This is a genomic window from Bergeyella cardium, assembly GCF_009914665.1.
GTDB classification, from domain to species: domain Bacteria; phylum Bacteroidota; class Bacteroidia; order Flavobacteriales; family Weeksellaceae; genus Bergeyella_A; species Bergeyella_A cardium.
The window spans coordinates 1,567,441-1,586,940 of the sequence record NZ_CP029149.1; the positions used below are offsets into that span (position 1 = coordinate 1,567,441).

Genomic DNA, 19,500 nt, shown 5'->3' on the forward strand with positions numbered 1-19,500 from the left:
GAGAGTTCCGCAACATTGCTGGAAAGTTCCGTGAGATTACAATAAGTAAAGGCAGGGTGGTTTAGAGCAGGAAATTCGTTACGGTGAGGAAAAAATCGGTTGGGTTTTCTGCTTGCACCCAGTGCCCTGCATTTTTTATCTTAACGATTTTGGACTGGGGGAACTGCTGCTTTATCAGAAAGCCGTCTTGGGGGAGGATATAGTTGGATTTCTCGCCAGCGATGAAGAGTGTCTCCCCAGTAAAGGTGCCGAAGCGGATGGTATTGGCTACGGCAGTGGTGTATTCATCGGAGAGAACTTGGAGGTTAAAGCGCCAGTTGAGTTTCTTCTCATCGGTCCAATAAAGATTTTTGGTGAGGAACTGAATCACCGTCCGCTCGTGGATGTAGTGGGCGAGGAGGGCTTCTACCTCGCTGCGGGAAGTTACCGTGTTAAAGTCTATGCTGTGGAGGGCTTTGAAGATTCCTTGGTGATGGGGAGGATAGGCTTTGGGGGCGATATCTACGACGACGAGCTTTTCGACTCTATTGGGGGTATTGATGGCGAACTGCATCACCGCCTTTCCGCCGAGCGAATGCCCGAGGAGGTGGGCTTTCTCAATGTTGTGATAATCCATATAGTTCAGGATATCGCGTGCGAGGTCATCGTGAGACATTCCTGCCGAGTGGAAGCTTTTGCCGTGGTTGCGAAGGTCAAGGAGGTGCACGGGGAAGAACTCGCTCGTATCCCTACCGAAGGTACCCCAATTGTCGAGCATCCCAAAAAGCCCGTGGAGCACGAGGAGGGGAGTACCGCTTTTGTCTTGTCCGTAGATTTTAGAATGTAGAATGTTCATAATACTTTTTTATGTTTTTTTGATGATGAGGTTACCACTTTGCGAGTCGTTTCAGGTAGGCTTGTATTGTATTTTCGAGACCTAAATAGAGGGCTTCGGAGATAAGGGCGTGCCCTATGGATACTTCCAGTAGATTGGGGATGTTTTCTGCGAAGTATTTGAGGTTTTCAAGGCTAAGGTCGTGTCCAGCATTGAGCCCCAAGTGGTATTCCTCTGCTTTCTGTGCAGTTTGCAGGTAGGGCAGGAGGGCAGCCTCTTTATTTGTGGGGTATTGCTTGGCATAGGCTTCTGTGTAGAGTTCTATTCTGTCGGTTCCCGTATCTGCTGCGTGTGGTACCATTTCTGGGTTGGGATCAAGGAAGAGGGAGGTTCGTATTCCCGCTTTTTTAAATTCTGAAACCACTTCTTTCAGGAAATCTTTATGTTTTATGCAGTCCCACCCTGCATTAGAGGTGAGGGCATCATCAGCATCGGGAACGAGGGTTACTTGCTCTGGGCGAATATCCAGCACAAGGTCGATAAATGGCTGGTGGGGATTGCCTTCAATATTAAATTCTGTGCTTATAAGAGGTTTAAGGTCGTATACATCCTTTCTTGTGATATGCCTTTGGTCAGGTCTTGGGTGCACGGTAATGCCTTGTGCACCGTATCTCTGGGCATCTATGGCTACTTGGGTTACGCTGGGAACATCCCCCCCTCGTGCATTTCTAAGGGTCGCAATTTTGTTGATATTTACACTCAGTTTTGTCATTTCTTTCTTTTGTTTAAAGTGTTAATGATACGCTTTTCGGCGGGCTAATTTCCAAAAAAAATGGCATTCCTCAAAACGAAAATACCTTTTATAGTGGAGGGAGTGGGAGGGCGGTATTCATTTTTTTAATAGCTTTGTTTCTCGGTTTTTTAGTATAAAAGAGGAAGAAGAAGGTGCAAAATCCCGCACTTGTAAGGGATATTGAGAGGATTAAATCTATAATTCTATAGCAGTTCAAGTAAATTATTAATGAAATAGACACGCAATGAAAAAAGTATCGGTATTATTCGGCTTGGTTTTAGGGTTTTCTGTAATGGCACAAATCACGGTGAGAGGTGTGGTTTCGATGAGGAATGGTAAGCCTTTAGAAGGGATTTTTGTCTCTAATGGTAGAGAAGAGGTGCGTACCAATGCAAAAGGCTTCTACGAGATACAGGCATACCAGTGGGATAACCTCCTCTATTATGGGGAAAGCCCTGTGAAAGGCTTGAGCCTTGATAGTAATTGTGCTCCTATCGTCGAGAATACACCAAAGCAGAGAATAGATGTAGTGATGGTTGATTATCCTCACGATATGCTTTTTGAAAAGAATGAGATGTGTGGGATATTGTTTATCCTCAATGGAAAATTGGTAACGGATAAGGCGGTAGACAAGCTAAAACAACGCCTCCGCAATGATAAAACCTTAAAATATAAGCTCCTCAGAAGAAGCGAGCTCTACAAAAAGTACAAATACAGAGCTACTTATGGCTTGGAAATCTCTACCCACTCCCAAAAGCAGAAAAAATAAAAAGGGTAGTTTTTGGGCTTTTGGGGGCTTTATATCGTAGAAAGCAGGCTTAGGCTTGCCCTTAGAAGAGATGATATCAAAGACTGAAAACTCCTCAATAGGTATTCTTTATGGATAAAAAATCCTCTCGTTGAGCGGTCTTATCCTATTTTTTTTATATCTTCGTTTCTCAGTTTTTTAATTTATTTAATGATGAAAAAATCCATTTTATTCTCCGTGGTATTTAGCCTTGTTACAGGGCTGGCTTCTGGACAGAAACCCATTTATACCAAAGCAAAAGTAACCGCCGTAAAGGTGTACAGAAACTCTGCTGAGCTGCAAAATGTAGCTTCTATCACCGTACCTGCGGGCATCTCCGAAGTGGTGATTGGCAATATCTCCGAAGAAATCAATGAGAAAACAATACAGATTGCTGTAAATTCAAGAAATGTCTCTATACTTTCCTCACAGTTTACGGACGATTATTCCTCCGACTTTAAGATGGATACTACCAATCCGCAAATAAAGAAAGTAAATGACAGCATCAAAATTGTCGAAAGCCTCATTACCAAAAACAAGATAGAACTCGACGCCAATAAGAAGGCCATTGAGCTCCTCGATAAAAACCAAACCGTACTGGTAGGGAGCAATGCTGGAAGCGTGGCTCAGCTGACCCAACTGACCGATTTCTACACTAAAAAACGCATTGAAATCGATAACAAACTCGTGGCTCTCAGAAAAGACGAAACCGAGCTCGCTAAAAAACTTTCCCGACTGAAAAGCAGTCTCAAAACAAAAGAGCAAAAAGAAGCCGAAGAGTTCGCAAGTGGCGTCCTTGTCCTCAAAGTAATGGCTTCCACGGCGGGCAACTTGAAGCTCAATATCAACTATCTTGCGAATGATGTAACTTGGAATCCTTATTACGAAATCAAAAGTGAGAAAGTCTCCGCTCCGCTGGATGTAACCTTTAAAGCGATTGTAAAACAAAGAACAGGTTTGGACTGGAAAGGCGTAAAGCTCACCCTTATCAACGGAAACTCCTACCGAAACAACACCGCACCAGAGCTTAGCCCTTGGTTCATCTATGCTCAAAGCGCTAAAGAAAGGCAGCAAGAATACGAAACCGATAAAAGGTCTGCCCAAGTAAAAATAAGAGGTTTGGCATCTATAAAACAAGATGCCGTAGCCTATGAATCCAATGCTATGGAAGGTGCAGTAGCAGATGTCGTGGTTGTAGGGGCTAATTTCTCAGTGAATGCCAATCAACTTAACACCAGCTATGATGTAGATGTGCCTTATGACATTCTCTCCAATGGCGAAGACCACCTCATCAGCCTGTTTAACCAGAAAATACCAGCAGAATATCAGTACTACACCGCTCCAAACTATACCCGTGAGGCGTTTCTTTTAGCGAAGATTAAGGATTTTAGTAATTATCACTTGGTAGGAGCGCCTGCAAGCGTGATTTTTGAGAATATGTATATCGGTGAGACGACCATTAGCCCAAATCTTACGACCAATGAGCTGAACATTACGCTCGGAAACGACCCTAAAATCAGCATCCGAAGGGAAAATATTCAGGATAAGTCGGGCGAAAAATTCCTCTCCTCCTATCGTGAGAAAACCATAACCTATGACATTATCATCAAGAATAATAAGAAAGACGCTGTGAATATTGAGGTGAAAGACCGTATCCCACTAAGCAATAACGATGCTGTGAAAGTAGAGCTCCTCGAAAAAAGCGGTGCTAAGAAAGACGACGAGAAAGGCTTCCTCCTCTGGACAACCAAACTCTCGCCCTCCGAAACCAAGAAATACCGCGTAAGCTATAAAGTTCGCTACCCGAAAGACTACATCATCAGCAATCTTTAAAACTTGAATACCTATCCCCACGACTTTATCAGTGGGGATTATTATTTTGTGCATTCTTTCCTCAGTGGTTTTGTCTTGGTGGGTTTAGATTTTATTTGATATTTTCGCCATTGAAATAAAGTACTTGTGAAGAAGATAGAAGTCTTAATATGCTTAAGTATTCTGCTCGTCTCCTGCGTTACAGCCGAGAGATACAATGCGGTAACGAACAGAGATATCCCCCCAGAAGAATTACACCAAGATATAGATAAGGTAAGGAAGAACCTCTTTGCCCACCACCCAGATATTGATATGTACCTGACCAAAGAGCAGATTTCTCACAAGCTGGACAGCCTTAAAAAGACAGTAAAAAAACCGATGAAGTCCGCCGACTTCTCCCGTGAGCTGTTTAAAGTGGTTTCCAAGTTTGGGCACGGGCATATCTACCTCACTTCTCGCCCGTACAAGATGACCAAAGTAGAGCGCCACCATACCAAAGGCTCCAAAGGTCCGCTCTCTCAGCTCAGCGTAGAGGGGGCAGGTGATAGGCTGATGCTCAAAAAAATCACAGGCAAGAAATCTTCCCAAGATGTCTATGCAGAGCTCATTAGCATAGATGATATTAAGTATAAAGACTATTACAACCTCTACAAAGGCACAAGACCTGGTGATGGATACATCAAGACAATGGATTCCTACATCATTTCAAAAAACTATCTGAACTATGTATCCAGAGTCTTGGGTGTGCAGGATGCGATTATCCTCACTCTGAAAAAGAACGGTTCGGTTTATACCAAAGTTGTAAAAAGGGAGTTTTTGGAGCATAAGAACACCAAAAGCAAGCAAGCCCCTACCCCTCAGAAGCAGAAAATCGTAAAGAAAACCCCAGTGAAATACCCCACAAGGGAGGAAATCATCAAGAGGAATGCCTTAGAAAAGTACCAGAATAAGGTGAAGAAATATTTGGGCTACAACCCTGCAACTAAGCAGTACAGTAGGGAGATTTCATTCCCGGTAAAGGCAGATTCCAGCATTGCTGTGCTCAAAATAAGGGACTTCAAGCGAGGGAGTGCAAAGAAAGGTTATGCTTTCATCTTCGACTCTCTCCATAAGCGCAAAGTGAGTCATCTGATTTTAGACCTTAGAAACAATGGCGGAGGCTATGTACGGCACGGGAACACCCTCTACAGCTATCTGAGCAAGGACTCCCACCCCGTAATAATGGACTCTGCAAAAGTGGTCTCCAAAACCGCTATGGCAGGCTTGAATTTCACTGAGTTTAATGCCTTTCAGCATACCGTATTCTTGCCTCTTACCCTTGCATTCTCTACTTCCGAAATTTTTAATACCAAAAAAGGAAAAGACGGGAGCTACTACTACAAAATGATGAGCAAAAGTGACCACAAAGCCAAGCCTCTGAATAAATACACTGGCAAGCTCTATGTGCTTACCAATGGTGCTACTTACTCTATGTCGGCAGTCCTTGCGGCGTCCTTGCAGGCAGAGGGGCGAGCTACATTTATAGGCGAAGAAACAGGGGGCGACTTCAATGGTACCGTAGCAGGGCACTCCCGATGTACAAAACTCAGAAACTCTCACACCAATTTCTGTTTCGGAGTAATGACCATAAAACCTAACGCCCAGCGAAAGCTCATCGGTAGAGGCGTACTTCCCGATATCCCCGTACCAACTACCTTAGAAGACCTGATAATGAAAAAAGACCCTGTGCTGGGTAGAGCGGTTAATGGGATACGGTTGCCATAGCTACAGTTACAATTCAGAAATTAATAATAAAATATCTTATTAAATAAAATTTGGCTATTAAAATTTTATTATTACTTTTAGGGCTCAATTTAAAATTTTAAAATTATGCCAAAAAACCAAATCAGTGCTACCATTTCAGATCAAACGCTAGCACAAATCGAAACAAAAATCAGTGAAATTCGCCAGCTGCTTAGCCCTTATCTGGTAAATCTAACCCCAGAAGAGCGAACTAAATTGCCAAAAATGAGCGACAAATCCGTATCCTTCGTATCCAAAGTGATGGAATACATCAAAACCAATCCCGACCTCATCCCACCGATGATGGACAAGGAGGAAATGGAGAAAGATTTCAAACTCAATCAATCCCTTCAGCCAGTCTTCAAGATTCTGAAACAGCTGTCCGAAAATGTAAGCGAAACCCTTATGCTCACAGGTCACGAGGCGTATGCGCAAGCCCTACTCTACTACGCTACCGTAAAAATGGCAGCCAAAACAGGCAGCCCAGACGCCAAAACCATCCAAGAGGATTTAGGGAAGAGGTTTGCAGGTCAGGGAAAAACTAAAAAAACTCCCCCAAAAAACTAATGAGTTTATAAAAAAGGGAAACTAGTTTAGGTTTTAGCTAAACTGGTTTAGGTAAAAAGTAAACTAATTCAGCTTAGACCTAAACTAATTCTACTAAGACCTAAACTCACTAACCCAAAAGGTAAACTAATTAACCTAAAAGAGAAACCAGTTCACCAAAAAGCTAAACTGGTTTAGGTAAAAGCTAAACTAATTACGGATATCACCCAAGTGCTTGGGGTGGTGTCCGTTTTTGTTAAGAAAAAAGAGAAGTAAATTTTACTTCTCTTTTTCTATAATTGTTTTTATTGATTCTCTCTACTCCCCCCACTCACTGATAAAGTGGAGTTTTACATTTGGGAATTTCTCTTGGGTCATTGTAATGGTAAAGGAGGAGTCGGCAAGGAATACAAGCTGGTTATACTTGTCCCTCGCGAGGAAGCGTTGTTTTAGTCTTGCAAACTCTTTGAACTCTTCGGACTTTTCGTCTGCCTCTACCCAGCAGGCTTTATGGATGCTGATAGGTTCGTAGGTACATTTTGCGCCGTACTCGTGCTCCAATCGGTACTGGATTACCTCATACTGCAAGGCACCCACTGTTCCGATAATCTTTCTGCCGTTCATCTCGAGGGTGAAGAGCTGTGCTACTCCTTCGTCCATCAGCTGGTCGATACCTTTTGCGAGCTGTTTTGCTTTGAGTGGGTCATCATTATTAATGTATCGGAAATGCTCTGGTGAGAAGCTCGGTATTCCCTTAAAGTTGAGCTTTTCTCCTGCGGTAAGCGTGTCGCCAATTCGGAAGTTTCCCGTATCGTGTAGCCCTACGATATCGCCAGGGAAGGACTCATCTACTACCTCCTTTTTATCGGCGAAAAAGGCATTCGGTGAGGAGAATTTCATCTTCTTGCCTTCCCTTACGAGTAGGTAATTTTCATTCCTCTTGAATGTCCCCGAAACGATTTTCACAAAGGCGAGCCTGTCTCTGTGCTTAGGATCCATATTGGCGTGGATTTTAAAGACAAATCCCGTGAAGTAGCTCTCTTCTGGCTTTACGATTCGGGTGTCAGACTCCTTAGGTTGAGGGTTTGGGGCAATGTCTATAAACGCATCAAGGAGCTCCCTCACACCGAAGTTATTCAATGCCGAACCGAAGAACACGGGCTGCTGAGTGCCTGACATATATTCCTCTCGGCTAAACTCTGGATAGACGGACTGCACGAGCTCCAGCTCCTCGCGGAGGGTTTGTGCAGCCTTTTCGCCAATGGCTTCTGCGATGGCAGGGTCATTAATATCATTAAAGGTAATGCTCTCGCCTACTTTCTGTTTTTTCTCTTCGAGGAAGAGCTGGATGTTGTTCTCCCAGATGTTATAAATCCCTTGGAAGTCCGCTCCCATACCAATCGGCAAGGAGAGTGGCACTACGGAGAGCCCGAGCTTTTGCTCCACTTCGTCGAGGAGGTCAAAAGCGTCTTTACCCTCTCTATCGAGCTTGTTGATGAAGACAATCATCGGAATGCTTCTCATTCGGCATACTTGAACGAGCTTTTCGGTTTGCTCCTCCACCCCTTTTGCCACATCGATGACTACAATCACCGAATCTACCGCCGTAAGGGTACGGTAGGTGTCCTCCGCAAAGTCCTTGTGCCCAGGAGTATCGAGGATATTAATCTTATGCCCGCGATAGTTGAACGCCAGCACGGAAGTAGCCACCGAAATCCCCCTTTGTCTCTCGATTTCCATAAAGTCGGAAGTCGCGCCTTTCTTTATTTTGTTGGATTTTACCGCTCCTGCCTCCTGAATAGCCCCACCGAAGAGGAGGAGTTTCTCTGTAAGGGTAGTTTTCCCTGCATCGGGGTGGGAGATAATTCCAAAAGTCTTTCTTTTCTGTATTTCTTTTATTAAATCTGACATATTGTATTTTAAATGCGTGCAAAAATCGGAATTTTAAATTGAAATACCTTGCAATTAAGCAATATCTTGTAGATAATCTGAAAGAATGAGACTGAGCAGGAGAATTTCAATTCTCTCTTTTGCAATAAATCACAAAAAAATCAGAAAGCATTTGCCTTCTGATTTTTATTATTGTGTAATGAGTTTAGAGTTTGATGCTTAGGTTGAGGATTTTGTCGCCTCGTTTTACCTGTGCGGGGACTTCATCGCCAGATTTCAGCTTAGAGAGACATTCCATATAGGTATAAATGTTGGTAATCTGGCATTCGCCGAGTTTTATCAGAATATCGCCCTGCTGTATTCCTGCTTTATCTGCGGGTCTACCTTCTGAAACACCCTCTATATGTAGCCCATCATCGGCATCTATGAAGCTCGGCATTACACCGATGGTTACTTTAAAGCTCGGTACATCTGTTTTCTTCATTTTTGTTTTAGTGAAGGGGATTTCTTCCCGTTGCGAAAGTGTTTTGGCGATATCAAAAACATATTGTGTAATGATTTTTAGCCCTTCGTAGTTGATTTTATCGGAATCATCGCTCGGTTTATGATAGTCTGAGTGTACGCCTGTGAATAAAAAGAGTACGGGGAGGTCTTTCGAGTAGAAAGAAGTATGGTCGCTTGGTCCTACTCCTGAGCTATCAATTGCGATTTTAACTCCTTCGGGGCGATGTTTCTCAATCAGGCTTCCGAAAAGGGGAGAAGTGCCTACTCCGCCCACTGTGAGGGCTTTTTCTGCATTTAATCTACCCACCATATCGAGGTTGATCATCGCTATGGGCTTAGGATATTTTTCTTTTACGGTTTCTGCGAATGCTTTTGAGCCCATCAGTCCATCTTCTTCGCCAGAGAAGAGTACAAAGACGAAGTTTGCTTTTTCCTTTGTCTTGTTTTTACTAAACATCCTCGCAATTTCCAATACCGATGATACGCCAGAGGCATTATCATCAGCACCGTTGTGTATCATTCCTTTGGAGTTGGGTAGGGTAGAGTTGTTGTGCTCATTAAGCCCGAGATGGTCGTAGTGTGCTCCGATAATGATGGTGCGCTCTGCCTTGTTGTTTAGGTAGCCGATCACATTTCTGCCCGTTACTTTCACGGGAGTGGAGTGCGGATTTCTGTCGGGTCTTACCGAATAGCTAAAGTCTTGAAGCTCGGTTTTTAATCCAAAAGATTTGAGCTTTTTTTCGAGGAAAGCAGAGGCTTTTTTCTCGCCTTCACTTCCTGTGAGCCGTCCTTGTAGATCGTCTGATGCGAGATAGACAAGGCTTGACTTGAGGTTGTCATCCGAAATGATTTCCTGCTTGTCTCTTTTCTGTGCCTGAGCGAGTAGCGAGAGGGCTACAAGCCCGAAAATGATGTGTTTTTTGAAATTCATAATGAGGTTTTTTCTGGCAAAGGTAGCTAATTTTGCCTCATTCTAAATATTTTCTTAGAAAGGATAACCAAAAGCAAAGTTCACAATACCATCAAGCAGGCGCCAGTCCTTAAACACCCAGCGATTGCCCACAGGGAGGTTGGGGTCATAGACCTTGTATGCGGTATCTATCCTCAGCGTGATGTAAGCGATGTTTATCCTCAGTCCAAAGCCCGTACCTATCCCCATCTGGCTGATGAATTTATTAAACTTGAAGAGCCCTCCAAAGTCATTATTGTTTAAGCTCCAAATATTACCTGCATCTGCGAATAGAGCCCCTTCAAACATTTTGTTGAATGAGATTCTGTACTCTATATTGGTGGTGAGTTTCAGGTTTTCCATTACATAGGCACGGATTTTAGGGTCTATTTGGGAGTCTGCGGGTCCTAATCCGCCATATACCCTCCACGCTCGTATATCGTTGGAGCCTCCAGTGAAGTAGCTTCGGACGAATGGCATAGAACGAGAGTTTCCGTAAGGAATCCCAATACCGATGAGCTGTCTTATCGCAAGGGTTTGGTTACGGTAGAGCTTAAAGTACTTTCTTATATCAAAGTCGAGCTTTACGAATTGTGAATATGGCACGCCGAAAATGTTTCTGCTCTCCGATTCAAAAGCATCAGAAGATTTATTCCTTCTGCTGAAGAGCCCTAAAAGATTTCCTGCGGTTTCCACCCGAGCATTAAAGTAAAATGGGTGTTTGTAGTCCTGCTTCCCAATTTCATTGTAAGTAAAATTGTATAGTATGGAGGAGATAATCACATCCTGAGTCTGCCTCTCCTTATTATATAAAGATTGAAGGAAAGAGGTATAGGTCTCTTGGTTCTCTTTGGAGAGCGTTTGGGCGAAGTTAGGGTCGCTGAGGACTCTCTCTGTAAAATCATTAGAAGAGATAAGCCCCTGCTCAAACTGTTGGTACAGCGCGGCATCATACAGCTTGAAAATAGAGTTCCTCAGCTCTCTATCTCGTGGGAAGAAGTTATAAAAACTGTCTTTGTCTCGAGTAAAGCTCAGTTGGGTATTGAAGAGCGAGAGTTTGTGGCTGACGATTTCATTTACATCTGCGTAATAATTAAGCCCTGCATTGAAGTTTAGCCTTCCTAAGCCGAGATTATTCTGTATGGAGGTTCCTAATGTGATGGATGAGGTGGGAGAGTAGCGTTTCGGGATGAGTTTATAGTATTTAAAGGGGAGCAATAGCCTTGGGAAGCTAACGCCCACCTGAGCAGATATCTCGGAAGCGAGGGTTCGTTTGTCGGTATTTTTGGTGTCTTCTACAAATCCGAAAACCCCAGAGAAGTTGGCATTAAAGTTCTCTGCACCCCTGAAGATATTACGGGAAGTGAAGTCCAGCGCAGGGGAGAGACCAAAGTTGAGGATTTGAGAATAGGTAGCATCCGTAGAAACTTTAAATTCATAGCGGGGTAGTGGTTTGAGGGTATAGCGCACATCCAAAATGCTGTCGGCACCCGCTCTTTCCTTAATCTCCTGGCTTATGTTGAAGTTGTTCATCAGGGTGAAGTTTCTCTTCGTCAGGTCAAAGTTCCGTTGTTTATAGACTTCGCCAGGTTGCAGGATTACGGCTCTCCAGAGCGCACTGCTTTTGTAGTGGTCGTTTGCTTTTTCAAATGATATTCCTCTTATCGAGTCCTTTTTCAGGGGGGTATTGTCGTCGTTATCTTTCAGCACTACTTTGATGTCTCCGATCTTGGTTTTGTGGTAAGGCGAGTCTAATGAATCCTTCCTTATCTCTAAGAAGAGGGGAACTTTCTTTCGGCTGCTGAGGGTATCGGCGGTGAAGAATATTTCTTCGTTGGACGCATTAAATTTATAATACCCCTCATTTTGCATTAGTTCGGAGATTCTTTTGGCTTCGCTTTCCAGTTTGCTTTGGTCGAGCCTGTGCCCTGCGCGAACGATGGTTTTATGCAGCGAACCCTCGTAGATACTTCGAATCCCAGGGTCTGAAATTCGGTAATGATACTCGCTAATCATCGTCGGGTCTTTATGGGTGATGATGTAATCTATCTTCGCTTTCTTGGCCGATGAGTCCAAATCTTCCTTATAGGTAGTCTCCGCGTCCCAATATCCGTGGTAGATGAGCATCTTCCGTATGTTGTTTGCCGAAGCCTTTGTCTTCCCGGCATTCCATATTACGGGCTGGGAGCCGAGGTTGTGCAGGAATCTCTGCCCCCACAATGATTTTCCTCTGTACTCGGGGTGATTGTATTTGATAAATAATGAATCCAGTAGGTTCCTATTCCTCATATCCGAAGGGAAAGCCATATAATCATTAAGAATGGTATCATACTTAGGATTCGTCATATTGTAGAACAAAAGCCTCGAGGGCAAAAAGGGTATCGCGCTCTTGTTCGGCTTTTGGATGATATAATCAGGGATTTCACTTGAAAGGACTTTACCGTCTTTAAACGAAATTTTATTTTTCGTAAGGAGGAATTCTCCTTTGGGCACTTTCTTCGTCGTAGAGCAGGCGAGGAGCGCTAATACCGTACTTGCGGAACAGAAAAATATATAATACTTTTGGAAATATTTCTTGATATGCTTACAGCCCATACAATAAAAATTTTACAGTCTTTAGATAAAAAAAAATTCAGGCAAAAATACAATTTGTTTTTGGTCGAAGGTAATAAAACCATACGCGAACTCCTACATTCAAACATTAAAATCAAAGAAATATTTTCTACCCACCCAGAATCTTTGCACAAAATCAATGCACCCATACACAGAATCGATGCTCACCAGCTCAAGAAAATCTCCTTCCTCCAGCACCCTAAGGATTCCGTAGCCGTCTGCGAGATTCCACAGCAGCACCTGAGAAACTGCCGCTTTAATATCGTGCTGGATGGCATACAAGACCCAGGTAATTTCGGTACCATCATTCGCTTGGCAGATTGGTTCGGGATAGAGCAAATCGTTTGCAGCGAAGACACCGCAGACCTCTACAACCCAAAAGTAATACAAGCTACGATGGGCAGTTTCGCCCGAGTGAATATCGTTTATCAAAACCTTACCCACTTCCTCCAAAATACCCAAAATCTCAATCTCGGCACCGATATGCAGGGGCAGAATATTTACACCGCCCACTATCCTGAGAACATCAACCTGATTATGGGCAACGAGGGCAATGGCATCCGCCCCGCTACCGAGCAGCTCCTCCACCAGACGCTGAACATCCCTCGCTTTGGCAGGCACCAAAGCACCGAGAGCCTCAATGTCTCCATCGCTACTTCCATTATCCTTGGGCAGATTTTTTCTAAGCGGTAGCCTAAAATGATAGGGAGTGGGTTATGAAAAAAAAACTCATAGAGGGCTTTGTGGGTAAATTATTTTATGTATTAGTTACTTGGCTTGTGGAGGATAGGTTTTCATCATTTCAAAGACGAGTGCTGGGATTTCTTTTTGTTTTCTTTTTGGGGAATCTACTGAAAGCCCGCTTCCTATTCCTTGCCAGATGAGTTTTTGGCTTTGGGCATCGATGAGGTCTATGATGAGGCTGCCTGTGTTGTGCTCAGATGCCCAGCTGCGCTCTATACCGAAGCCAAAGCCCCAGCCTGCGCTGCCCCAGCCCCAAGCGCCGTAGGGGGAGGTGCGCTGTACATCGGTGATGTGCTTGTGCTCTGCCTTTACATTGACGATGAGGTCTGGGGAATCGCCTACGGAGAGCCCTTTGAGCTGTAGCTGTTTTGAGACTTCGTTGAGCACTCGGTCTTTGTCGATATCGTTCAGCTTGAGGTCATCAATCCTCAGTTTATAGGTTTTGTAGGCGGTAAAATCAGCGCTTACCGCATAGTCGGTTCTTACCTGAAACGGGCTACAAGAGGTGCTAAGAGCGAGTGTAGCCATTGCGAAACTTGAAATTAAAAACTTTTTCATACGATTATTTATTATTGTTGTTCTTTTTAAATGTATCGGTTTTTTTATCATAACCATAGGGACAATGTTTGCATCCACTTTTGCAGCAGTAGCCGCGCTTTAGGTGGTGTTTTTCGGTGAAGACTCTGTAGCCCTCTTGGTTGTAGTAAAAGTCTTCGTTTTCTTTTAAACTCGCTTGCATTGTGCCCTCAGGTTTGGAATAAAATATTATATTTGTGCAATGATAATTATCTGCCAAAGATTATTCAAAAATACAAATTTTATTGGTATTACGATTTTTCCGTTTATTATCTTGAGAAATATAGCTTTTAAACAGGATGAAAAAGTTTTAAGCCATGAAAAAATCCATCTACGGCAGCAGATTGAGCTCTTGATAATCCCCTTTTATATTTGGTATATAGTGGAATTTATGCTCCGCTATGTGCAGTATAAAGACAGACACAAAGCCTATCTGAACATTAGTTTTGAAAGAGAAGCCTATGCTCACGAAACCGATGGAGATTATCTGAAACGAAGGAGACTTTATAGCTTTTTGAAATACATTAAAGACAAGTAGGAATATATGGAGCACGATGTAAGACCGTGGGGAGAGTATTGGGTCTTGGAAGACGCAGAAACCCACAAAGTGAAAAGAATTTTAGTGAACCCAGGGGGGAGGCTCTCCCTACAATACCATCATAAGAGAGGAGAGGTATGGACGATAGTCTCTGGAACAGGCACTGTAACAATAGACGATAAGGTGAAGGACTACTCCGCAGGGGAAGTGGCACAGATCCCTCAGGGAAGCAAGCACAGGATAGAAAACAGAACCTCAATGCCTGTGGTCTTTATAGAAGTACAGTACGGCACCTACTTCGGAGAGGATGATATTGTCCGTATAGAAGATGATTATAACCGTATATAAACAATTGATAAAGTAAATGACAGACGACAAACTACCGAAGTATAAACTGGACTTAGCAGGAATCGGGATTTTATTTATGGGGGGGCTTGTTCCCAATATCGGGCTTGCCCTTTTATTTTTTGTGCCAGGAGGGAAGGATTTTCTCACCTCGCCCATCGGGATGGTGGTGTCTAATCTGATAATGTGGCTCACGATAATCCTCGCATTTGACTTTCTTATTTGTAAAAATCAGACGGGAAGGAGGCTGAAGTTTGATTTCTCCTCTGTAAGCCTTAAGTCCTACCTTATTATCTTCCCAATGATGCTCGGAATGATGCTCATCGGCGATGTGATTGCAGGGCTGATCCCCACCGAAGGAGAGATATTGGGAGCGCTGTATAAGTCGTTTGATGAGATGATGCGCAGGATGCAGTCCAGCTTCTCAGCGATGTTTATTGCAGCGGTGATAATGGCACCGCTCTTTGAGGAGATGGTGTTCAGAGGAATCATTCAGAAAGGGCTCATCAATGGAAATATGAATCCACAAGCGGCAATCTGGATATCGGCTCTTTTGTTTGGCATTGTACACGCCAACCCTTGGCAGTTTGTGGGAGGAGTCTTGCTCGGATATGTCTTGGGGGTAGTCTATCACAGGACGGGCTCTTTATTATTGCCTATTTTACTTCACGCTTTTAATAACCTCAGCTCTATCCTTCTTGTCAAACTGACCGATGAGGAGAGTTTTAGCAAAATCTTGGGTGTATCGCCATTGGTTCTTTTCGCCGCTGGGGTGAGTATCTTTGGAATATTTTATTATCTCTTTAAAAAATTAAGTTTTAAGAATGGAGCTTTTAGTAGCCACACATAATCAGCACAAGAAAGACGAAATACAGCAGATTCTCGGTAGCCGATATACGGTAAAGAGCCTTGCCGACTATAACCTCCACGATGAGATTGTAGAAGACGGGAAGACCTTTGAAGAAAATGCCCTTATCAAAGCAAAATACTGCTATGAGAAAACGGGAATCCCCAGCCTTGGAGATGATTCAGGTCTGGCGGTAGAGGCGCTGAATGGAAAACCTGGTATCTACTCTGCGCGCTATGCGGGAGACCATAATTTTGAGAAAAACATCGCTAAAGTCCTCGAAGAAATGCAAGGAGAAGAGAATAGAAATGCACACTTCATCACTGTTCTCTGCTATTATGATGAAACAGGTGCTACCTATTACAAAGGCGAGGTCTATGGAGATTTACTCACCGAAAACAGAGGGCATAAAGGCTTTGGATACGACCCAATTTTCGTTCCCAAAGGGCACAGCATCACTTTTGCGGAGATGCCTCCTGAGGAGAAAAATAAGATGAGCCACAGAAAAAAGGCAATTGAAAAATTCTTGGACAGACGATAGTGATTATACGAATTAACCATTTAAAAATAGTATCTAATGATTAGAAAAATTTTTATAGCATCGGCATTATTACCTGCGGTTATCGCTTTTGCACAGCAGTATGGAGGGATGTGGATGCCTACCGAACTCAACGAAAAAGAAATGAAACAGCTCGGGATGAAGATATCCGCAAAGGATATTTATAACACCGAGAAGCCAAGCATAAAAGACGCCGTAGTGCAGTTTGATGGAGGCTGTACCGCCGAAGTGATCTCACCAAAAGGCTTGATATTGACCAACCACCACTGTGGGTATGGAGAGATTCAGTCGCACTCCACCGTAGAAAATGATTTGCTGACCAATGGTTTTTGGGCAAAGAATATGTCTGGTGAGCTTCCCAACCCTGGTGTAACGGTAGATTTCATTACCGATATAAAGGAGGTTACCTCTCAGATTTTAGAAGGTACGAAAGGGCTTTCAGGGGCGGATTTAGAGGATAAAATCAATCAGAATATTCAGAATTATAAAGCCTCTCAGAAGATAGAAAGCTATCAGAAAATCGTAGTGAAATCAATGTACTACGGTAATAAATACTACGCTTATGTAATTGATACTTACAAGGATATTCGCTTGGTGGGCGCTCCGCCGTCTGCCATTGGGAAGTTCGGCTCGGATACCGATAACTGGGTGTTCCCGAGACATACGGGCGACTTTTCTCTGTTTAGAATCTATGCGGGTAAAGACAATAAACCCGCGGAATATTCTAAGGACAATGTGCCTTTTACGCCTAAGCACTACCTCCCTATTTCCATAAAAGACAAGAAGGAGGGGGACTTTACTTTTGTGTTTGGCTTCCCAGGGAGGACTACCGAGTATCTCCCAGCCATTGCGGTAGAGAAAATAATGAATGAAACCGACCCAGCGATGATTTCCGTGCGAGATGTAGCCCTCAAAACCTTGAATGAAAAAATGCGCGCTGATGATACTACCAGAATTAAATATGCATCTAAATATGCGAGGATTGCCAACTACTGGAAAAAATGGATTGGCGAGGTAGAGGGGCTAAAAAAATCCCGTGCCGTAGAGAAGAAAAAGCAGTACGAACAGCAGCTTATCGCTAAAAATCCTGCCATAAAACCAACCATAGAGCAGCTCAACAGGCTTTATAATGAGCAGGCGCCGTATGCCCTCAACCGTGCATATTACTTGGAACTTTTAAGAAATGCTGAGACCCTTACTCTGGCAAATATCTACTTGGGATACCTCCAAAATGCTAAGGATGGAAGAGCAGATGCTCAATATCTGAATAGATTAAAGAGCTACCTTAAATCTTTCTACAAAGATTATGATGCTCAGCTTGATGCTCAGGTTACCGCAAAACTCCTCGTTCTCTACGGAGAGAAAACTCCGAAGGAATACCTGCCATCAAGCTTTAAGAATGATTTTAAATCATCAAATCAAGCTGCTATCTTGGAGAATATGGAGCGTTTTTCTGTTAATTCCATCATCACAGGGAGGAAGGCACTCAACGGAAGCACCGTTTATTCGGATATTGATAAGGTATTTAGCAATCAACAGGCGCTCTTAGAAGTATTAGAAAAAGATCCTTTCATTACGCTGGTGAGAGATTTAAAAGCGGTTTATTCTCGAACGACTGATGTTAATTTCGCACAATATCAAACCCAGATTGATGCGCTCCAAAAGACCTTTATGGCTCAGCAAATGGAGACCGATAAAGACAGGAAATTCTTCCCAGATGCTAATTCTACCCTTAGGGTTACTTACGGTCAGATAAAGGGTTCTTCCCCTCGAGATGCCGTTTCGTATAACTATCAAACCCACTTGAAAGGGGTGATGGAAAAGTACATTCCTAACGATTATGAATTTAATGTCCCTGAAAAGCTCATCAATCTTTATAATGCCAAAGATTATGGCGTTTATAAGGATAAAACGGGCGATGTTCCAGTGAATTTCACAGCGACGAACCACACTACGGGGGGCAACTCTGGAAGCCCCGCTCTTGATGCGTACGGAAACCTCATTGGGCTGAATTTTGACAGGCAATGGGAGGGCACGATGAGCGATATAAACTACGACCCCAACCTCTGCCGAAACATAATGGTAGATACCAAGTACATCCTCTTCATTATAGATAAATACGCCGATTCTAAATGGCTGATAGACGAAATGAAGATTGTAAAATAACTCCTAAAATGGCTAACAGAAATCTTCTCGTTAGCCGTTTTTTATTCTCAAATGAATTTCTATAAACTCATCAAGAGGCTTATTATAGATAGCCAGATTTTCGTCTCCCTTATGGGCACCTCCCTTGCGGTATTTTTCTTTTTACAGCAGGGTGTTTTCCGCTTGCCAGCTACTTTGCTTATCTTCATTACTTACCTCTGTGGCTACCTCTATACCAAGTACCAGAGCTCGAAATATTTCCTTGCTGTTCTCTTGCTCTGTGGCTTTTCTGCCCTTGTCTGCATTGCTTTCATCATCTATAATCACAACTTGCCCACTCTTCTGAAATGGGTGTTTATCGTAATTTTGGGATTGTTTTATAACTCTTCTTTCCTTGCGATATACATCAGGAGGATTCCTCTGCTGAAAATCTTCTATGTGGGATTGGTTTGGGCATTGGTCAATTCTTGGCTGGTCTTTGAGGCACTGAATATCCCTGTATTTTTTATTAGTTTTTTCTTTGTTTCGGCATTGGTGCTCCCCTTTGATATTCGGGATATGAATGATGACGAGGTGCTTACCTTTCCAAAGATTATTGGGGTGAGGAATACTAAAATTCTCGCTCTGCTGATGCTTCTCGCAGCGCAGATACTCGGTTTTTTCTATCTACCCAATCCTTATGCTACTGCTTTTAGCGGTGCAGTAGGAGTTTCTCTCTTTTTTGTTCTCTTTTCTAAAACCTCCAATCCTGAATCCTACTTTTCCATTGGTGTAGAATCCTGTTGTGGACTGCCTTTTATACTCTTACTTTTCCTTTAAATAGAAAGGCTTTCTTTTACTTTGATAGGTTATTCTGCATTCTATTGGGCAGACTCCTCTCGTATTAGTTTTGTTTTTCTTAAAAGGAATAGGATTTTTATTTTCATAGAATTAATAGTATTTAAAGTGGGTAACCTATTTTGATTTTGGGTAACCTAATTATATGCCTCCCTCATCAAAATTCACCTTTAAAATCCTATAAAAATGAGCACAAAAAAAGAGAACCCTTACAGATTCTCTTACTTAGTAGCGGGAGCAGGACTCGAACCTACGACCTTCGGGTTATGAGCCCGACGAGCTACCTACTGCTCCATCCCGCGATATTTAGTAGCGGGGGCAGGACTCGAACCTACGACCTTCGGGTTATGAGCCCGACGAGCTACCTACTGCTCCACCCCGCGATATCGGACTGCAAATATACAATTAATTTTAAAATA

Annotated in this window: 18 protein-coding genes and 2 tRNA genes; 11 read left to right on the forward strand and 9 right to left on the reverse strand. The window is 43.1% G+C overall.

What is annotated here, in order from left to right:
• Nucleotides 1-61: 61 nt before the first annotated feature.
• Nucleotides 62-835: an alpha/beta fold hydrolase gene (locus tag DBX24_RS07200; protein ID WP_120489315.1), complete on the reverse strand. Its 774-nt coding sequence runs from the start codon at nucleotides 833-835 to the stop codon at nucleotides 62-64.
• Between the two features lie 31 nt (nucleotides 836-866).
• Complete coding sequence (locus tag DBX24_RS07205; protein ID WP_160224421.1) at nucleotides 867-1,586, reverse strand: pyridoxine 5'-phosphate synthase; 720 nt, start codon at nucleotides 1,584-1,586, stop codon at nucleotides 867-869.
• 265 nt (nucleotides 1,587-1,851) lie between these two features.
• Here DBX24_RS07205 and DBX24_RS07210 point away from each other — a divergent pair, with 265 nt between their 5' ends.
• The 4 genes from DBX24_RS07210 to DBX24_RS07225 all read left to right on the forward strand — a co-directional run bounded on the left by DBX24_RS07210 (nucleotide 1,852) and on the right by DBX24_RS07225 (nucleotide 6,555).
• Complete coding sequence (locus DBX24_RS07210) at nucleotides 1,852-2,376, forward strand: peptidase associated/transthyretin-like domain-containing protein (protein WP_160224422.1); 525 nt, start codon at nucleotides 1,852-1,854, stop codon at nucleotides 2,374-2,376.
• Between the two features lie 192 nt (nucleotides 2,377-2,568).
• Nucleotides 2,569-4,227, forward strand: a complete 1,659-nt coding sequence (locus DBX24_RS07215) for a DUF4139 domain-containing protein (RefSeq protein WP_160224423.1) — start codon at nucleotides 2,569-2,571, stop codon at nucleotides 4,225-4,227.
• A gap of 126 nt (nucleotides 4,228-4,353) precedes the next feature.
• Nucleotides 4,354-5,970 (forward strand): S41 family peptidase, encoded by a 1,617-nt coding sequence (locus DBX24_RS07220; protein WP_160224424.1) that lies wholly within the window; start codon nucleotides 4,354-4,356, stop codon nucleotides 5,968-5,970.
• 105 nt (nucleotides 5,971-6,075) lie between these two features.
• Complete coding sequence (locus tag DBX24_RS07225) at nucleotides 6,076-6,555, forward strand: hypothetical protein (RefSeq protein ID WP_160224425.1); 480 nt, start codon at nucleotides 6,076-6,078, stop codon at nucleotides 6,553-6,555.
• Between the two features lie 297 nt (nucleotides 6,556-6,852).
• Here DBX24_RS07225 and DBX24_RS07230 read toward each other — a convergent pair whose 3' ends face one another.
• The 3 genes from DBX24_RS07230 to tamL form a co-directional block, all read right to left on the reverse strand.
• Nucleotides 6,853-8,445: a peptide chain release factor 3 gene (locus DBX24_RS07230; RefSeq protein WP_160224426.1), complete on the reverse strand. Its 1,593-nt coding sequence runs from the start codon at nucleotides 8,443-8,445 to the stop codon at nucleotides 6,853-6,855.
• 184 nt (nucleotides 8,446-8,629) lie between these two features.
• Nucleotides 8,630-9,859, reverse strand: a complete 1,230-nt coding sequence (locus DBX24_RS07235; protein WP_160224427.1) for a M20/M25/M40 family metallo-hydrolase — start codon at nucleotides 9,857-9,859, stop codon at nucleotides 8,630-8,632.
• Between the two features lie 54 nt (nucleotides 9,860-9,913).
• Nucleotides 9,914-12,472 (reverse strand): translocation and assembly module lipoprotein TamL, encoded by a 2,559-nt coding sequence (gene tamL, locus DBX24_RS07240; protein WP_120489306.1) that lies wholly within the window; start codon nucleotides 12,470-12,472, stop codon nucleotides 9,914-9,916.
• Between tamL and DBX24_RS07245 the strand changes: the two genes are divergently transcribed.
• Complete coding sequence (locus tag DBX24_RS07245; RefSeq protein ID WP_160224428.1) at nucleotides 12,458-13,183, forward strand: TrmH family RNA methyltransferase; 726 nt, start codon at nucleotides 12,458-12,460, stop codon at nucleotides 13,181-13,183. The genes tamL and DBX24_RS07245 overlap by 15 nt on opposite strands.
• 75 nt (nucleotides 13,184-13,258) lie before the next feature.
• Here the strand turns inward: DBX24_RS07245 and DBX24_RS07250 are convergent, their stop codons facing one another.
• Complete coding sequence (locus DBX24_RS07250; RefSeq protein WP_120489304.1) at nucleotides 13,259-13,792, reverse strand: DUF4136 domain-containing protein; 534 nt, start codon at nucleotides 13,790-13,792, stop codon at nucleotides 13,259-13,261.
• Between the two features lie 4 nt (nucleotides 13,793-13,796).
• Nucleotides 13,797-13,973: a C1orf53 family protein gene (locus DBX24_RS07255; protein WP_160224429.1), complete on the reverse strand. Its 177-nt coding sequence runs from the start codon at nucleotides 13,971-13,973 to the stop codon at nucleotides 13,797-13,799.
• A gap of 228 nt (nucleotides 13,974-14,201) precedes the next feature.
• On the opposite strand from DBX24_RS07255, the gene DBX24_RS09520 reads away from it, so the two are divergent.
• The 6 genes from DBX24_RS09520 to DBX24_RS07285 are packed head-to-tail and all read left to right on the forward strand — an operon-like array spanning nucleotide 14,202 to nucleotide 19,063.
• Nucleotides 14,202-14,348 carry a hypothetical protein gene (locus tag DBX24_RS09520; protein ID WP_309568988.1) on the forward strand — a complete coding sequence of 49 codons (147 nt, stop codon included), beginning with the start codon at nucleotides 14,202-14,204 and terminating at the stop codon, nucleotides 14,346-14,348.
• Nucleotides 14,349-14,354: 6 nt separating this feature from the next.
• Complete coding sequence (locus DBX24_RS07265; RefSeq protein ID WP_160224430.1) at nucleotides 14,355-14,696, forward strand: phosphomannose isomerase type II C-terminal cupin domain; 342 nt, start codon at nucleotides 14,355-14,357, stop codon at nucleotides 14,694-14,696.
• 16 nt (nucleotides 14,697-14,712) lie between these two features.
• On the forward strand, nucleotides 14,713-15,543 hold the full coding sequence (locus tag DBX24_RS07270) for a CPBP family intramembrane glutamic endopeptidase (RefSeq protein WP_160224431.1): 831 nt from the start codon (nucleotides 14,713-14,715) through the stop codon (nucleotides 15,541-15,543).
• Nucleotides 15,518-16,081 (forward strand): RdgB/HAM1 family non-canonical purine NTP pyrophosphatase, encoded by a 564-nt coding sequence (rdgB, locus tag DBX24_RS07275; RefSeq protein ID WP_160224432.1) that lies wholly within the window; start codon nucleotides 15,518-15,520, stop codon nucleotides 16,079-16,081. The genes DBX24_RS07270 and rdgB overlap by 26 nt, the downstream gene beginning before the upstream one ends.
• Before the next feature lie 36 nt (nucleotides 16,082-16,117).
• Nucleotides 16,118-18,265 carry a S46 family peptidase gene (locus tag DBX24_RS07280; protein ID WP_160224433.1) on the forward strand — a complete coding sequence of 716 codons (2,148 nt, stop codon included), beginning with the start codon at nucleotides 16,118-16,120 and terminating at the stop codon, nucleotides 18,263-18,265.
• A gap of 51 nt (nucleotides 18,266-18,316) precedes the next feature.
• On the forward strand, nucleotides 18,317-19,063 hold the full coding sequence (locus DBX24_RS07285; protein ID WP_160224434.1) for a UbiA prenyltransferase family protein: 747 nt from the start codon (nucleotides 18,317-18,319) through the stop codon (nucleotides 19,061-19,063).
• Nucleotides 19,064-19,310: 247 nt separating this feature from the next.
• Here DBX24_RS07285 and DBX24_RS07290 read toward each other — a convergent pair.
• Together DBX24_RS07290 and DBX24_RS07295 are read right to left on the reverse strand one after the other, a co-directional pair.
• Nucleotides 19,311-19,383, reverse strand: a tRNA-Met gene (locus DBX24_RS07290).
• Nucleotides 19,384-19,391: 8 nt separating this feature from the next.
• Nucleotides 19,392-19,464: transfer RNA gene (locus DBX24_RS07295), tRNA-Met, on the reverse strand.
• Nucleotides 19,465-19,500: the final 36 nt, after the last annotated feature.

Excerpts from the sequence above, each read along its gene's own strand:
- DBX24_RS07200 (WP_120489315.1), bottom strand. The coding sequence starts at position 835 with ATGAACATTCTACATTCTAAAATCTACGGACAAGACAAAAGCGGTACT.
- DBX24_RS07205 (WP_160224421.1), bottom strand. The coding sequence starts at position 1,586 with ATGACAAAACTGAGTGTAAATATCAACAAAATTGCGACCCTTAGAAAT.
- DBX24_RS07210 (WP_160224422.1), top strand. The coding sequence starts at position 1,852 with ATGAAAAAAGTATCGGTATTATTCGGCTTGGTTTTAGGGTTTTCTGTA.
- DBX24_RS07215 (WP_160224423.1), top strand. The coding sequence starts at position 2,569 with ATGAAAAAATCCATTTTATTCTCCGTGGTATTTAGCCTTGTTACAGGG.
- DBX24_RS07225 (WP_160224425.1), top strand. The coding sequence starts at position 6,076 with ATGCCAAAAAACCAAATCAGTGCTACCATTTCAGATCAAACGCTAGCA.
- DBX24_RS07230 (WP_160224426.1), bottom strand. The coding sequence starts at position 8,445 with ATGTCAGATTTAATAAAAGAAATACAGAAAAGAAAGACTTTTGGAATT.
- DBX24_RS07235 (WP_160224427.1), bottom strand. The coding sequence starts at position 9,859 with ATGAATTTCAAAAAACACATCATTTTCGGGCTTGTAGCCCTCTCGCTA.
- DBX24_RS07245 (WP_160224428.1), top strand. The coding sequence starts at position 12,458 with ATGCTTACAGCCCATACAATAAAAATTTTACAGTCTTTAGATAAAAAA.
- tamL (WP_120489306.1), bottom strand. The coding sequence starts at position 12,472 with ATGGGCTGTAAGCATATCAAGAAATATTTCCAAAAGTATTATATATTT.
- DBX24_RS07250 (WP_120489304.1), bottom strand. The coding sequence starts at position 13,792 with ATGAAAAAGTTTTTAATTTCAAGTTTCGCAATGGCTACACTCGCTCTT.
- DBX24_RS07255 (WP_160224429.1), bottom strand. The coding sequence starts at position 13,973 with ATGCAAGCGAGTTTAAAAGAAAACGAAGACTTTTACTACAACCAAGAG.
- DBX24_RS09520 (WP_309568988.1), top strand. The coding sequence starts at position 14,202 with ATGCTCCGCTATGTGCAGTATAAAGACAGACACAAAGCCTATCTGAAC.
- DBX24_RS07265 (WP_160224430.1), top strand. The coding sequence starts at position 14,355 with ATGGAGCACGATGTAAGACCGTGGGGAGAGTATTGGGTCTTGGAAGAC.
- DBX24_RS07270 (WP_160224431.1), top strand. The coding sequence starts at position 14,713 with ATGACAGACGACAAACTACCGAAGTATAAACTGGACTTAGCAGGAATC.
- rdgB (WP_160224432.1), top strand. The coding sequence starts at position 15,518 with ATGGAGCTTTTAGTAGCCACACATAATCAGCACAAGAAAGACGAAATA.
- DBX24_RS07280 (WP_160224433.1), top strand. The coding sequence starts at position 16,118 with ATGATTAGAAAAATTTTTATAGCATCGGCATTATTACCTGCGGTTATC.
- DBX24_RS07285 (WP_160224434.1), top strand. The coding sequence starts at position 18,317 with ATGAATTTCTATAAACTCATCAAGAGGCTTATTATAGATAGCCAGATT.